Here is a 15431-nt window from a genome sequence, read left to right as displayed (position 1 = left end):
CAGTCACTTTCCATCCTCTTGCATTTAAAATTATTGCTTCGGCTCTTTCTCTTGTTCTTTTTGAGATTTTTAGATTAGTTTTGATGGCTAATAACTGTTCATCTTCTTCTGGAGTTAATCGGATTTTTAGAGGGGCTGGCATAACTTCAAAAACTGAGTTTTAATTCTTTTTCTATTTTACACTTAATTCTGACCACCTACTTAGCTCACGAAAAAATAGTTTATGTTGATGAAGCGGGCTTAGATAACCGTGAAGATTATCCCTATGGTTATAGTCTCAAAGGAGAAAGATGTTATGCCATCAAGTCGGGAAAAAGAAGAGAAAGGACGAGTTGGATTTGTGCTTTAAAAGCGGGAAGCTTATTTGCTCCCTTAACTTTTGAAGGGTCATGTAACCGAAATCTATTTGAAACATGGTTAGCTAAAAGCTTGCTTCCTCAATTAGTACCAGGAGCTCTTATTATTCTTGATAATGCGACCTTTCATCATGGAGAAAGTTTAAAAAGTATTGTTGAAGAAGCAGGATGTGAACTTTGGTATTTACCCCCTTACTCGCCCGATTTTAATAAGATAGAAAATTGGTGGGCTGTTTTAAAGACATGGATGAGACAAAGATTAAAAGAATTTGAAACAGTTAGAGATTGTGTAGATGCTGCCTTTCACCAATGTCCTAATGTTTTTGCGTAATGCGATATCTATGATGTAAATAATATTTCAAATTAAGTAGATTAAGCTAAGTATACTTTTTTTAAGAACTTAGGCTACGAAAGTTATTTGCTTTAGTATTAGCGTTAGTAATTGCTGTAGTAGGAACTGTAAAGCCTGCCTATGCAGTCTCTGATTCTAGTAACCTTCTCAATTCTTATAATACAGATTTTCTGGCAGCTATCACTGGTGAAGATGTGAAGGATGCTGCTGTAATCGGTGCTGTAGGTGTTGTTGTTAATGTTGTTACTATGATAGCAATATGTTATGGTGCAGATGCCTTAGCAACCTCAGTTTTTCCGCCTGCTGCGGCTGTAGCTCCTTTTTGTCCAGCTATAGCAGAAGGTACAGGAGCATTAGTAGGTACAGGAACGGCGGTTGGTGCTGTCAAAGCTTTAGCTAAATAATTCTGAATAGTTTTGATGAGTATTTAGGCTTGGCAACCAAGCCCTTACATATGAAACCACGTTATTGTAGGGGTTTGGTCACCAAACCCTCTATTTTTAATATCAATAATTTCTGACAATCACTACAATTTTAATTCAAATAACCTCTAACAATCTCGATAATGCGTTCGGATGCTTTACCATCACCAAACGGATTAATCGCATTCGCCATTTTTTCATACGCCAAACGATCGCTCAACAATTCCCCTGCTTCAAGTAAAATCTGATTAGGATTGGTGCCAATCAATTTAGCGGTTCCTGCTTCAACTGCTTCGGGGCGTTCGGTTGTCTCTCTAAGAACTAAAACAGGTTTGCCTAAACTGGGGGCTTCTTCTTGAATCCCACCCGAATCGGTTAATAATAAATAACAACGTTGGATCGCACCAACTAACTCAGCATAATCTAGCGGTTCTGTCAAGAAAACTCTTGGATGTTCGCCGAGTGCCGCTTGAATGGGTTCTCTAACCGTCGGGTTTCGGTGTAGAGGGAGTAACAAAGCTGTATCCCGAAACTGGTCTAAAACAAGCTGAAAACCTTTGATAATATCCTGTAACGGTTCGCCCCAATTTTCCCGACGATGAACAGTGGCTAACAGAACTCGGTATTGTGTCCAATCTAAATCAGGAATCTGACAAACAGGTTGACGTTGGGCTACTTTGAGAAGTGCATCAATTACAGTATTTCCTGTATGATGTATTTCCCCAGTTACCCCAGAATGATTCAAATTTTTGACGGCTAATTGAGTCGGTGCAAAATGAAGCTGCGTTAGTTGCGAAATTAATCTTCGGTTGGCTTCTTCGGGATAAGGATTATAAATATCATTGGTTCTTAAACCTGCTTCTACATGACCTAGCGGAATCTTTTGATAAAATGCTGCTAAAGCTGCTGCAAAGGCTGTTGTAGTGTCCCCTTGAACAATGACAAATTGTGGCTGTATGTTCTGAAAAATATTTTCTAAACCCTGCAAACTACGATAAGTAATATCAGTTAAAGTTTGTTGAGGCTGCATAATGTTTAAATCTTCATCAGCTTGTAAGTCGAAAAGTTTCATCACTTGTTCAACCATTTCTCGATGCTGTCCTGTTAAAATCACATGAGTTTTAAAATCAGAACAATTGCGAAAAGCTTGAATAACTGGAGCAAGTTTAATAGCTTCAGGGCGCGTACCTAGGGTAATACAAATAGAATAAATAGACATTATAAGTTTTTAGTAATTAATTTAAGGCTTCTACTTTTGGTTTTTCTTCAATGATTTTAGGTTGATTTTGGATCTGTTGTGGGGGTTGAAAGTCATTTAATTCTAGTTGATTGGTTGAAGATTTTGCTAAATTTTGTTGTGCGATATCTAACGCTTTAGCAATTCTAATTTGTTCTTCGAGATGGTCAGCAGAAGACACTAAATTACCTAAACCATTGATCAGATTACGAATATTATCACGAAGTTGGGGATCTCCGAGTAATTCATCAAGATCTGAGGTTAGTTTTTGAGTATTGGCAAAGGTGACGCGGGCTGAATCTAAGGTTTGCTGAAGAGTTAGAATCATATTCGGATCGTTAAAACTTTTTGATAAATCTCTTAAATTAGCCGATGCTGCTGCTGCGTTTGCGGTTAAAGTTTGTAGATTTTGTACCAACGCTTGAGTATTCGTTTGGTCTAAATTTTGATTCACTGTACCAACTGTTTTGTTTAAAGCGATCGCTAAATTATTTAATTCCGAACTAGCGGTATAAATTTGATCAACGGTTTGGACTAATCTAGAACGATTTGTTCCGATTAATGAATTCAGATTACTAACCAGTTGCGTCGCTTCATCAACCGTTGCACCAATTCTAGAACGGTTTTCGGTGATCAAACTATTACTATTATTAATTAAACGAGACGCATCGGTAGCGGTTTGACTTGCTGCTTGAGTAACCGAAGTCACTTCTTTAGTCACCGTCGATATCTCTTTTTGAGTCGATTTTAGGACAATAGAAGCATCATCAGTCAATCTGGCTAATCTTGCTGCCGCTAATGAAGCATTTCGCGTTGCACCATTAAGATTATTAACAAACTTTGGATCGCTATAAGTTTCAGCTAATTCAATCATGCTGGCGAAAATATCTAAGGCATTTTCACCCTTTAAGCGATCGCCATTACAAATAATCAATGTTGAGTCACAATTAGCACTCAGGGGATCAATTTTAGCTGATTCGGGTGGTAATTCGGCAAGGGGTAACAAATCTACCGAAGTATCACCAATTAAGCCATAACGATTCGTTTGAACAGTTACTTGTTTAGGAATTTGTAAATTAACGGAGGCAATTTCTACCGTTGCTTCTACCGTGTTACTACTGGGTTTTAATCCAACAATTTTACCGACTGTGACCCCCCTAAAGCGTACTGGCGCACCGACTTGCATTCCGTCCACCGTTGGAAAATTAGTGAGAAACTGATAGGATTTGTCTCCGATGCCTCCTCCTCGTAACCAAATGGTTAGCCCACCAAAGATAGCCAGTCCTAGTAAAGCAAATAACCCTATAGAACCTTCTCGAATGGCACGCGATTGCTGCATATCATGGCCTCACCGAGTGAATAACAATATAGTTTAATCGATCATGTGAATTGAATTGGCCCATCAATGCTACCACTAAAAAACTGTCGTACTAAAGGATTATCCGTTGTGTCGATTTCTTCTACACTTCCTTGCCATTGCACTCGCCCTTGATACAGCATCACAATTCGATCCGCCGTCCGCCGTATGGTACTCTCTTGATGAGACACCATGACATAAGTACCGCATCCTTTTTGAGTTTGCTTTAATTTTCGTACTAAATCCTCTAGTACAGTTGAAGCGATCGGATCAAGTCCAGCAGTCGGTTCATCATACAACACTAACTCAGGACGTTCTTTGAGACTATCAGGATTTGAAATCAAAGCACGAGCAAAACTGACTCGCTTTTTCATGCCTCCAGAAAGTTCAGCAGGATAGCGATCCCCAATATTTTCTAATCCAATCATCTGTAAAGTTTCTTCGACAATTTCTCGAATTCGACGACGAGAAAGATTACTATGTTCATACAGAAAAAAGCCAACATTTTGCTCAACGGTTAGAGAATCAAATAACGCAGACTGTTGAAAAACAAGAGCCATTCGCATCAAATCTTGTCCGTCTTCAATTGATCCTGTTCTGAGTTGCCCTTTAATGTAGATTTCTCCCTCATCAGGTGCCGTTAATCCTGCAATTAAGCGTAATATAGTCGATTTCCCAGTTCCAGAGGGACCAATCATCACCAACGCATCACCCCGATAAATGGTTAGATCAAGCTGATCTAAAATAACATTACTGCCATACCGTTTAGAAACGCTTTTAAACTCGACTAAAGGCTCTTTTTCCGTACATGGAGGAGGAGACGAGTTCAGTTGAGCAATAGGAACCGAGGTAACATTTTCTCTGGGTTCTCTCGTGATCATAACCGTCTGCCATCTCCTGAAAAGCTAGTTACCTTCTAGTGTAGTTTAGGATTTAGGGAGTTTCCAAGCCAAAAACCCGATTAAACTCTTTTTGCACTTTGTAACCCGAATCAATTGACTCTAGGGGATCTTTGCGTAAGCGGTGACGTAAACACAAAGTCATCACGCGACGGATATCATCTATTGTTACTTCTTTGCGTCCTTCTAAAGCGGTAATTGCTTTAGCCGCACGATTCGTTACAATATCACCACGCAGTCCATCAACATCAAGTGCAGAACAAACCTCAGATATTTTGACTCTCAGGTCATAATCTAGATTAACTTCATTTAAAAGTTGTTGCGCTTGAATGAGTGTTTGCTGTAGTTCATCTTGTTCTGTTTGATATTTATTACAGAATTTCAGAGGATCTTGATCAAATTCTGAGCGTTGTTCAACGATTTTGACCCGTAAAGCAGGTTCTTTAACCGTATGAATTTCCGCGTGCATCCCAAAACGATCTAATAACTGGGGACGTAATTCACCTTCTTCGGGGTTTCCTGAACCCACTAAAACAAATCGTGCGGGGTGACGAATTGAAATACCTTCACGTTCTACAGTATTCCAACCACTAGCCGCCGAGTCAAGAAGTACATCAACTAAATGATCATCTAACAGGTTAACTTCATCAACATAGAGAATTCCTCGGTTTGCTTTAGCGAGTAGCCCTGGTTCAAATGCTTTAACCCCTTCGGAAAGGGCTTTTTCAATATCGATCGTACCACAAACCCGATCCTCGGTTGCTCCCAAGGGTAAATCAACCATGATCACTTTTTTGGTGGTGATTTCAAGGGAAATGCTTTCATCAACTTGTCTTCTGACATCATCACTCATCAAATCAGGATCATGAGGATGAGAATTAAAGGGATCATTGGCTATGACTTCAATTTCGGGTAACAAATCTGCTAAGGCGCGAATTGTCGTTGATTTTCCAGTACCGCGATCGCCCATAATCATGACACCGCCAATTTTTGGATCGATTACATTCAAGAGTAACGCTAATTTCATTTCTTCTTGGCCAACGATCGCAGTGAAGGGAAAAACCACCCGACGTGTTTTCGGAGGAGCTTGGATAGCAGTCATAATTAAAGTAGATTACGGATCAAATTTTTCAAATTTTAAGCAGTATTTCTCATTCTCGCACAAAGGTGTCTAAGCCTGCGGTGCTGTTTCTTCGGATAATTGCAATAATTTTTCTTTGTCTTTGCGGCGTTTTTTGGCGTACAGTTGGATAGAAGCTGCCATCGCAATAACGAGCGCAACAATAACCCAAGTGGTGAGATCTAACGGCAATTGATTTTTAAATATCGCTAACATCACGATAATCACTAATAAAACCGTTGGTGCTTCATTTAAGGCTCTAAATTGCTGTCCAGACCATTTACACTCATCTTTGGCTAATTGCTTCATGATACGAGAACAAAAGTGATGATAGCCAATAAGTAAGACCACAAAAGCAAGTTTAATATGTAGCCAACCTGATTTTAAAACTCCAGGTTCAGTAGAGATTAAACCAATTGCCATCGCGACTGTAACCAGCATCCCTGGTGTAGTGATGATGTTGTACAGACGTTTTTCCATGATTTCATATTGATTTTTTAAAATCGTGCGTGCGGGTTCAGGTTGTTCGTATGCTTCCGCGTGATAGACGAATAAACGAACCAAATAAAACAATCCTGCAAACCAAACGACCACACCAATTAGGTGAAATGCTTTAAACCAGTAATAAGCCATATTGATATTTTAGTCACGTGTACCCTTTTGTGAGTGTAAAGGGTTCTCAGTCAGGTTTTTCGGTTTGTGCAATAAAAGTTTAAGAATTGTCATGTTGTCTGTGCCAAAGATGCTTTTTTCCGACTTAAAGTAATAAACCTATTAAAAAGAATTCTCTGTGAAAAAATCAAATTAATTTAGTTGATGCAAAAACTGACTAACAGTGAGAGTATCAGTAACCTAAACCGTCTTAAAATTAACTTTTTACTTCAAACAACAGATCGTCATTGTTGGTTTTAGAGCTTTTAAAAATCTATTGTAAACTGGAATTAAACTTACTGCTTTATTAAAAAATAACAGAATATGCCAACAGGATATCGTCAGGGAATAATTTCTGCTATTACTGTATTTTTAGCCTTTTCATTGGCTTTCATACGCTTTTGGGGGTTTGAAGCATCGGGTAATTGGACAGGGGCAAGTCGTGTCGTAGTTACTGTTATTCTCACAAGTCTTGGACTTCAGATCTATACATTATTTCGTGCATTAGATATAAAAGACGAAGACCCACAGAGATATGCAATGACAGTACGTTGGTTTCTTTCAAGTGTTGGGCTACTAACCTTTGGTATAGTTACAGCTATGTTTATCTACACTTGATTGTCTACACGTTAATCACATTTTTTAACAGCATTAATATAATTAGTAAATGACTCGCACTCCGTTTTACATCCTCTCCAATGTAGAAATTCCAAGTAAAGATAATCCAAGTTTTAAAATTCTTGCCGTCAAATCGCACAAAACTAAACGCGAGGTTTTAGTCGGTTCTTCTGATTTGAGTACAGGACATTTTTCATAGAACTGATTAAACTTTTTACTTAGTTCAAATAAATATTCACATAGTCGATTTGGATACAGATTTTTTTCGACATCTAAAATAATGTCAGATAGTTGTATAAGATGTTTAGCTAAATTAATTTCCGTTTCTTCTGTTAAAACAATTTTTGCTTCCCCTAACGCAGTAAAATCAATTCCACCCTCACGACTAATACTTTGAACTCTCGCATAAGCATATAACATATAAGGGGCTGTATTACCTTGAAGATTTAGCATTTTCTTGTAACTAAAAATATAGTTACTGATTCGATTTTGGCTAAGGTCTGCATATTTAACAGAACTCAATCCGACTATTTTTGAAACTTGATTAATAAAGTCTTCTGTTTCAGTTCTTGATTCTTCAGCTAGACGATTTTCTAAATCTTGTCTTGCTTCTTTAACAGCTTCATCTAATAATTCTTTTAGTTTGACTGTTTCTCCCGAACGAGTTTTTAATTTTTTGCCATCTTCTCCTAAAACTAAACCAAAAGGAACATGAACAACTTCTACTGTATCAGGTAAAAATCCTGCTTTTTTTGCGACTTGAAAAAACTGAGCAAAATGATTCGCTTGTCCAGCATCCGTAACATAAATTATTCTTTGGGCTTTGTCTTCTTTCACCCGATAACAAATAGCGGCTAAATCAGTCGTTGCATAATTATAACCTCCGTCTGATTTTTGCACAATTAGCGGTAAAGGTTGCCCATCTTTATTAGTAAATCCATCTAAAAATACACATTGTGCGCCATCATTTTCTTCAAGTAATCCTTGTTGCTCTAATTCCGTAACAACTTTAGCTAAATAAGAATTATAAAATGATTCACCTCGTTCAGTAATTTTTATATTAAGTAAATCATATATTTTCTGAAATTCTCGACGAGATTGCTCACATAAAAGTTGCCATGCGTGGATACTCTCTGGCTCACCTGCTTGTAATTTAACTACTTCTTGTCTAGCCGTTTCTTTAAATTCTTCATCTTCATCAAAACGGATTTTTGCTTGTTTATAAAGTGTGACTAAATCGCCTAAATCAATAACATCAGCAGTCGTTAATACTTCGGGATAAACTTCTTTTAAATAAGCAATTAACATCCCAAATTGAGTCCCCCAGTCACCGACATGATTAAGTCTTAAAACCTCATGATCACGAAATTCTAAAACACTGGCAATACAATCACCAATAATTGTAGATCTTAAGTGTCCCACGTGCATTTCTTTAGCAATATTGGGACTTGAAAAATCAACAATAATTTTTTGTGGATGAGCCGCTTGTTCAACGCCCAAACGAGAATCAGCATTAATTTCACTAAGCAGGGATTCTAAATAGCTTGGTTTTAAAGATAGATTAATAAAACCAGGGCCAGCAATTTCAGGTGTTTTACAGATATTATTTAAGTCTAAATGATTAATTATTTTTTGTGCGATCACTCTAGAATTTTCTCCTAATTTTTTGGCTAAAGTTAGAGGAATATTCGATTGATAATCACCAAATTTAGGATTACTTGCGACAACGACTAAAGGATCAACTTGGGTATATTCTTCACCAAAAGCCGTCCCTAATGCCTTTTGAAATTCTTGACGAATCACTTCAATAATTAACTGCATAAGATTAATTAAATGTATAAATTTAAAAAAACAAGAGGGTGAGCAAAAACCCACCCTTTTTCGTGAACAGTGAACCTGTACAAATAATCTTTGTTTGCTTAAGCCATTCGAGAATAGTACTCAACAACTAACAGTTCATTAATTGTAAGTGCAATCCATTCTCGATCAATTACACTATTCACTTTACCGACAAGGGTGTTTTTATCAAATTCTAAATGACTAGGAAGGTTAGCTAAACCTGGATATTCCATATTCGCTTTAACTAAATTGCGGGAACGCTCTTGATCTTTAACTCCTACTACATCACCTGGGCGACACTGATAACTTGGAATATCGACAACTCTACCATTAACAGTAACATGGCCATGATTGACTAACTGACGAGCCCCTGGAATTGTGCCAGCCATTCCTAAACGAAAAACAGTATTATCTAAGCGCATTTCTAGCATTTGCAACAAAGCTAAACCCGTAGAACCTGTAGCGCGACGGGCGCGTCGAACATAACGAATTAATTGCTTTTCACTAACACCATAGTTAAAGCGTAGTTTTTGTTTTTCTTCTAAACGAATTGCATACTCTGAACGTTTTCTGCGGTTTTGTCCGTGTTGTCCAGGGGGATAGGCGCGACGGGCATTCTTACGAGTCAATCCAGGTAAATCCCCTAGACGACGTACAACTCTTAGGCGAGGGCCTCTATAACGAGACATATAAGCAATTTTCTCCTGTTTAAAATTTATCCCAAAACTATAATTATATGTCTTATCCCCCAACTTTAGGGAAGTTAGGGACACGATCTATCATTATAACTTAGCACGGACTGTAAATTGATAATCGCCCCCAGGTTCTAGCTGATAGTCATATCGTTCTAAAAAACGGCCGAGGGGTTCGACGATTAAAGCGCGTCCTAATGTCGGTTGAACGGCGAGATATCCTCTGCGAAAATGCCATTGGAACCGCCATTCATAGGACTCTGTTTTGACTTCCCCTTCGATTTTACCTTTTTGCCAGGATTGTTGAGTAATTCTGACATAGGCAGTGGTTTCGGGTCGCTGTTTCGCACTCACGATCGCGTTCTTGTAATTAATTGCACCTAAACTTCACGATAACAAATCTTTATCGGAGAAGTCTATGATAGAAATGAATGACCTTTAATTTAGTGTTCCATGACTGACTCTCTTTTTCTAGAAACCCATTGGAATTCTGAAGAACTCGAGCAAGCTATTCTTGATGTTGAAGCAATTCAAGAAGAACTTAACTATAAGCAGGCACAAGATTCTTTAAGAAATTTGGTCATTAATATCGATCTCTGTGAACAAGAAAAAATCGGTTTAGAATCGAATATTGCCCATCTGGTTACCATGTTAGAAAAAATGGAGCAATCTGTTGTCCAGATCGCTGCTTTTGGTATGGTGGGACGTGGTAAATCATCGGTGTTGAATGCGATTTTAGGTCAAGACATTTTTGTAACTGGGCCTTTACATGGTGTCACACGTTCAGTAGATGCGGCACAATGGAAACTGACCCAGGATGAACATTATCCCGAAGTCAAAAAACTGATTATTTCAGGTGTTGGTAATACACAAATTCAATTGATTGATACACCAGGAATTGATGAGGTTGACGGGGAGACTAGAGAACTGTTAGCTAAAGAAATGGCGAAACAGGTGGATTTGATTTTATTTATTGTTGCAGGAGATATTACTAAAGTCGAATACGATGCGTTATCCCAGTTACGAGAAGCGGGAAAACCGATGATCCTAGCTTTTAATAAAATTGATCAATATCCTGAAGCCGATCGCATGGCAATTTATCATAAAATCCGAGATGAACGGGTAAAACAGTTACTTTCCCCCGATGAAATTGTCATGGTAGCTGCGTCACCCCTCATTACAGAAGTCACGAAAGACAAAGACGGCAAAATTAAAAGCAAAAAAGTACGGGGTAAATCTCAAGTTGATGCTTTAAAGCTTAAAATCCTTGAAATTCTCCATCGTGAGGGTAAATCTTTAGTCGCACTCAATACAATGCTCTATGCTGATGAAGTGAATGAACAGATTGTACAGCGTAAGTTAATGATCCGTGAAGAAGCAGCTAATCAATTGATTCAAAAAGCAGTGATTACAAAAGCAGTTGCGATCGCGCTTAACCCCGTAACGGTGATTGATCTTTTTAGTGGTGCGGTGATTGATGTTGCGATGATTTTAGCATTATCTCATTTGTATGGGATGCCAATGACTCAACAAGGTGCGATCGCATTGCTGCAAAAAATCGGTTTTAGTATGGGTAGCATTAGTGCTTCGGAATTTTTAGCGACTTTGGGTTTAAGTTCTCTTAAAGGGTTACTCAGTTTGTCGGCTATTCCTACTGCGGGGGTTTCGCTAATTCCTTATGTTTCGGTGGCAATTACTCAAGCAGGTGTCGCGGGTGTCTCGTGTTATGCGATCGCCCAAGTCACTAAAACCTATCTCGCAAATGGGGCTTCTTGGGGGCCAGACGGGCCAAAAGCAGTCGTTAAAAGCATTTTGGACTCTTTGGATGAAGCATCGATTTTAAACCGTATTAAATGGGAACTACAACAACGGCTATGAATTGGCTGGTTTTTTCCTATTCTCTACCTTCAAAAGCGCAATCTAGTCCAAGAGTTACACTCTGGCGACGCTTACGTCGTATTGGTGCGATTACCATTAAAACAGGGGTTTATATTTTGCCCGCCAAAGATGAATGTATTGAGGCTTTTCAATGGTTAGCCCAAGAAGTACAACACGCTAAGGGAGAAGCTTTAGTAATTCATGTCGAACAGTTTGAAGGATTGAGTGATGAGCAATTGATTCAACTGTTTCGAGACGCTCGCTACAATGAATATGAAGAAATTGAGCAAAAAGCAACCGAGATAGAAAATACGCTGAATTCAGCGACAGATGAACTAATTAAAGAGCAAATCCGAGAAAAGCTCGCTAAACTGCAAAAACGATATACAGAAATCCTAACTCTTGATTTTTTTGATTGTCCTGCTGCTAATTCTGTGGCAATTCATCTAAGAAGAATTGAACAATTACTACAACCTTCTTTAATTAAACCTTCAAAACCTGTTCTTTTATCAGACTATCAAGATAGACAATGGGTAACTCGTCCTCGTCCTTTTATTGATCGTTTAGCCTGTGCTTGGTTGATTCGTCGTTGGATTAATCCTCAAGCAATTATCCGATATTCATTGCATCCACAACCTTCTGAAGTTACTTTTGATATGAAAGAAGCAGAGTTTGGACATCAGGGAAATTTATGTAGTTTTGAGACGATGTTACTACGGTTCGGTTTAGAAGACTCAGCTTTACACACGATCGCAAAACTTGTTCATGAACTTGATTTAAGAGATGGACTTTATTTAGTACCAGAAACAGTAGGGGTTGAAACAATTGTCAAAGGTTGGTTACTGGCAAACTTGTCAGATACTGAACTAGAAACCAGAGGCTATCAGTTATTTGAAGGTTTGTATTTAGCTTTTTCTCAATTCAATCATAAAATGTAATAGGTGTTGCACAAAATAGCAATATGTTTTACAGTGATGTTGAAAAGGCTTTTCAGTTAGTGACATCTAAGTTATGAATCATCAGGATCAAGAGAGTTTATTAGAATCTCCCCAAACCGTTCCTTATTCTCTGTGGCAAATCACACTCTATGCTCTCAAGTTGGGTTCTATCGGTTTTGGAGGCCCAATTGCTTTAGTGGGCTATATGCACCAAGATTTAGTAGAAAAAAAGAAATGGATCTCTGAAAAAGATTATGCTGATGGATTAGCTCTTGCTCAACTAGCACCAGGGCCTTTAGCTGCACAATTAGCGATTTATCTTGGTTATGTTCACTATCATATTCTTGGAGCGACTTTAGTCGGACTTGCTTTTGTACTGCCTTCTTTTGTAATAGTTGTTGCACTGGGTTGGGTTTATACTCGCTATGGTGGAATTAGCTGGATGCAAGCGGTTTTTTATGGTGTGGGAGCTTGCGTTATCGGCATTATTGCGAATAGTGCTTATAAACTCAGCCAAAAAACGGTAAAAGGATGGCTGTTGTGGGGGATTTATCTGATTAGTGTAGCAATTACAGTTATTACCGAGTCGGAAATCATCTGGACGTTTCTTGTAGCAGGAATTTTAGTTTGGTTAGCTGAAGCACCTCCTAAAAACTGGTTTAAAGGATCAAAATCTTTTTCATTTACGTTTATTCCTATAGAATTATTAGCTCATACTGGAATCGCTACGAATAATAATGGAATATTGTGGAAGCTCTTAATTTACTTTACTCAAGCAGGGGCGTTTGTTTTTGGGAGTGGTTTAGCGATCGTACCGTTTCTCTATGGTGGAGTTGTTAAAGAGTTCCAATGGCTTACCGATCAACAGTTTTTAGATGCTGTGGCTGTAGCAATGATTACACCCGGCCCTGTTATCATTACAACTGGTTTTATTGGATTTTTAGTTGCAGGTTTTGCAGGGGCTAGTGTTGCTGCTCTTGCAACGTTTCTTCCTTGTTATTTTTTGACGATTATTCCCGCACCTTACTTTAAAAAACACGGCAAACAACCAAGTATTGCGGCTTTTGTTAAAGGTGTTACGGTTGCTGCCACAGGAGCCATTACAGGGGCCGTAATTGTTTTAGGAAGACGAACTTTAGTAGATTTACCAACAATTACTATAGCTTTGGTTAGTTTAGCCTTACTTTGGCAGTTTAAGAAAAAATTACCAGAACCGTTGCTCGTTTTAGGTGCTGCTTTAATCGGTTTGTTTCTTTATCCCCTGACACATTATTAAATTTCTCCTCAAAAAACTCAAGTCACTCCAATAATTGGTCAAATTATTAAATTTTCTGGGTTTTGGGAAGATTGTTGTTTTACTAATCACCCATTTAGGTGATGGTATCCTGAGAAGTGTTTTGTTAGATTAAGAATGTAAACGAAATGATTAACTACTGAACTACATCGAGTGTAGAACAGCAAGAGGATTTCATCTAACAAATTAAGATGCACAGAAAAAGAAGTAGCATCTTGAGCATAAGAGGTGAAACTATGTTATCGACTAATCAAAAAGGTTGGACAAGCGAACAACTGATCAATATGGGTGAAAGTTTAGCAAATGCTTTCTGTCCAGGATTGCTCAAATTGACCGTTAATCAAACGACTGAACATAATAACGATCAGAATATTGTTAAATATGGTCAAACATTGAAGAATACCCACGGATTTTTCTACTTTTAATTAAATTTGACAAATTATTGAGGTAATTGTTTGTAGAGATGCAATAGATCGCGTCTCTACTTCTTATTCCTAAACCGCACAAAATAGATTTTTAAACTTTATAAAAAAGACCGAGTGGCTTTGTATGGTTTTTCTACATTTCAGGGAACCCTAATAAAGGAAGACCTTATACTTAGAAATAACACAAAACAATGCCAACTCCAAGTTTTCAAGCACCACCAAGCACAAATCCCTATGGATTATCAGATGTCGGAAATAATAGTACACCTATTTTTGTCGATATCGATGGTGATGGCGATTTAGACGCTTTTGTTGGGGAAAATGATGGTAACATCAATTTTTTTAGAAACACTGGTAGTAGAACTGCTCCCGTGTATTCACTGACTACAGGTGTTAGCAACCCCCTGAATGCCGTAAATTTTGGTAATAACGGCAACACTGCGCCGACTTTTACTGATATCGATGGTGATGGCGATTTAGACGCTTTTATTGGCTCAGGAAGCGGTACTTTTTCTTTTTACAGAAACACAGGTAGTGTCACTAATCCTCTTTTTACGGCGGTTACAGGTACCAGCAATCCCCTAAATGCAATAAATCTTGGTAACACAAACACTTCACCGACTTTTGCTGATATTGATGGTGATGGGGATAAGGATCTTTTTACTGGAACAACTAACGGCGATGTTCTCTTCTATCGAAATACGGGTAGTGCCACAAATCCTTTTTTTTCAACAACGGCACTCACAAATCCTTTTAATCTGACAAAAGTTGGGTCTGGTACTATTCCGACTGTGGTAGATATCGATCTTGATGGAGATTTAGATATATTCGTTGGAGAACAAAATGGGACTACTACTTATTTCCAAAACACAGGTAGTACCACTAATCCCAGTTTTGCCACTGGTCAACTTTTACCATTTAATTTGACCGATATCGGTAATGGGGCCGCACCGACTTTTGCTGATATTGATGGTGATGGCTTGTTAGATGCTATTTATGGAGATAGTAATGGTAATATTCAAGTTTTTAAAAATACGACTCCTGTCGCTCCAGTTGCTAACAATGACACCGCTACAACCAATGAAGATACCTCAATTGTCATTAATATTTTAAGCAATGACACCGACGCAAATAACAATATTTCAAACAGTACAGTTGTTATTGTTACTGCACCAACGAATGGTAGTTATACAATTAACTCTATTACGGGTGCTGTCACGTACACGCCAAATGCTAACTACAACGGCACAGATTCTTTTACCTACAGAGTATCTGACACAACAAGTAATGTTTCTAATCTCGCAACTGTCAATATTACGGTAAATGCTGTCAATGATGCACCTGTCGCCAATA

15 protein-coding genes and 1 pseudogene are annotated in these 15431 nt (G+C 38.2%); 8 read left to right on the top strand and 8 right to left on the bottom strand.

From position 1 onward, the window contains the following. Nucleotides 1-213 precede the first annotated feature (213 nt). Nucleotides 214-687, top strand: a pseudogene (locus CFPU101_RS23375) (IS630 family transposase); the annotation flags it as partial. A 215-nt stretch (nucleotides 688-902) separates the two neighbouring features. Further along, a complete protein-coding gene (locus CFPU101_RS23370) occupies nucleotides 903-1112 on the top strand; it encodes a hypothetical protein (protein WP_206818036.1) in 210 nt (69 codons plus the stop codon). 130 nt (nucleotides 1113-1242) lie between these two features. Here the strand turns inward: CFPU101_RS23370 and wecB are convergent, their stop codons facing one another. The 5 genes from wecB to hemJ form a co-directional block, all read right to left on the bottom strand. Next, nucleotides 1243-2349, bottom strand: a complete 1107-nt coding sequence (wecB, locus tag CFPU101_RS23365) for a non-hydrolyzing UDP-N-acetylglucosamine 2-epimerase (RefSeq protein ID WP_206818034.1) — start codon at nucleotides 2347-2349, stop codon at nucleotides 1243-1245. Between the two features lie 16 nt (nucleotides 2350-2365). Next, the gene (locus tag CFPU101_RS23360) at nucleotides 2366-3706 is read right to left on the bottom strand and encodes an MlaD family protein (RefSeq protein ID WP_206818032.1); all 1341 of its coding nucleotides are present in this window, start codon (nucleotides 3704-3706) and stop codon (nucleotides 2366-2368) included. A 41-nt stretch (nucleotides 3707-3747) separates the two neighbouring features. Next, a complete protein-coding gene (locus CFPU101_RS23355; protein WP_206818030.1) occupies nucleotides 3748-4605 on the bottom strand; it encodes an ABC transporter ATP-binding protein in 858 nt (285 codons plus the stop codon). A gap of 52 nt (nucleotides 4606-4657) precedes the next feature. Beyond that, entirely contained in the window at nucleotides 4658-5725 is a 1068-nt protein-coding gene (gene bchI, locus CFPU101_RS23350; protein WP_206818028.1) for a magnesium chelatase ATPase subunit I, read from the bottom strand. Nucleotides 5726-5794: 69 nt separating this feature from the next. Then, the gene (hemJ, locus tag CFPU101_RS23345; RefSeq protein WP_206818026.1) at nucleotides 5795-6376 is read right to left on the bottom strand and encodes a protoporphyrinogen oxidase HemJ; all 582 of its coding nucleotides are present in this window, start codon (nucleotides 6374-6376) and stop codon (nucleotides 5795-5797) included. Between the two features lie 342 nt (nucleotides 6377-6718). Here hemJ and CFPU101_RS23340 point away from each other — a divergent pair, with 342 nt between their 5' ends. Continuing rightward, on the top strand, nucleotides 6719-7012 hold the full coding sequence (locus CFPU101_RS23340; protein WP_206818024.1) for a hypothetical protein: 294 nt from the start codon (nucleotides 6719-6721) through the stop codon (nucleotides 7010-7012). Between the two features lie 66 nt (nucleotides 7013-7078). Here CFPU101_RS23340 and argS read toward each other — a convergent pair whose 3' ends face one another. The 3 genes from argS to CFPU101_RS23325 form a co-directional block, all read right to left on the bottom strand. After that, nucleotides 7079-8833 carry an arginine--tRNA ligase gene (argS, locus tag CFPU101_RS23335; RefSeq protein WP_206818022.1) on the bottom strand — a complete coding sequence of 585 codons (1755 nt, stop codon included), beginning with the start codon at nucleotides 8831-8833 and terminating at the stop codon, nucleotides 7079-7081. 98 nt (nucleotides 8834-8931) lie between these two features. Continuing rightward, nucleotides 8932-9540, bottom strand: coding sequence for a 30S ribosomal protein S4 (gene rpsD, locus CFPU101_RS23330; RefSeq protein WP_206818021.1), 609 nt, complete (start codon nucleotides 9538-9540; stop codon nucleotides 8932-8934). A 93-nt stretch (nucleotides 9541-9633) separates the two neighbouring features. Then, nucleotides 9634-9897, bottom strand: coding sequence for a DUF3146 family protein (locus CFPU101_RS23325; protein ID WP_206818020.1), 264 nt, complete (start codon nucleotides 9895-9897; stop codon nucleotides 9634-9636). Nucleotides 9898-9996: 99 nt separating this feature from the next. Here CFPU101_RS23325 and CFPU101_RS23320 point away from each other — a divergent pair, with 99 nt between their 5' ends. From CFPU101_RS23320 to CFPU101_RS23300, 5 genes are all read left to right on the top strand, one after another. Further along, nucleotides 9997-11421, top strand: a complete 1425-nt coding sequence (locus CFPU101_RS23320; RefSeq protein WP_206818019.1) for a GTP-binding protein — start codon at nucleotides 9997-9999, stop codon at nucleotides 11419-11421. Then, entirely contained in the window at nucleotides 11418-12359 is a 942-nt protein-coding gene (locus CFPU101_RS23315; RefSeq protein ID WP_206818018.1) for a chromate resistance protein ChrB domain-containing protein, read from the top strand. The genes CFPU101_RS23320 and CFPU101_RS23315 overlap by 4 nt, the downstream gene beginning before the upstream one ends. A 73-nt stretch (nucleotides 12360-12432) precedes the next feature. Next, entirely contained in the window at nucleotides 12433-13635 is a 1203-nt protein-coding gene (locus CFPU101_RS23310; protein WP_206818017.1) for a chromate transporter, read from the top strand. Nucleotides 13636-13889: 254 nt separating this feature from the next. After that, the gene (locus CFPU101_RS23305) at nucleotides 13890-14078 is read left to right on the top strand and encodes a hypothetical protein (RefSeq protein WP_206818016.1); all 189 of its coding nucleotides are present in this window, start codon (nucleotides 13890-13892) and stop codon (nucleotides 14076-14078) included. A gap of 191 nt (nucleotides 14079-14269) precedes the next feature. Further along, the coding region (locus CFPU101_RS23300; RefSeq protein WP_206818015.1) for an FG-GAP-like repeat-containing protein at nucleotides 14270-15431 on the top strand (1162 nt) is incomplete at its 3' end.

The sequence above is a fragment of the Chroococcus sp. FPU101 genome (assembly GCF_017312365.1).
Classification (GTDB): domain Bacteria; phylum Cyanobacteriota; class Cyanobacteriia; order Cyanobacteriales; family Microcystaceae; genus Chroococcus.
The sequence above is the reverse complement of the archived record's forward strand: the minus strand, read 5'-3'. Positions and strand labels throughout refer to the sequence as shown.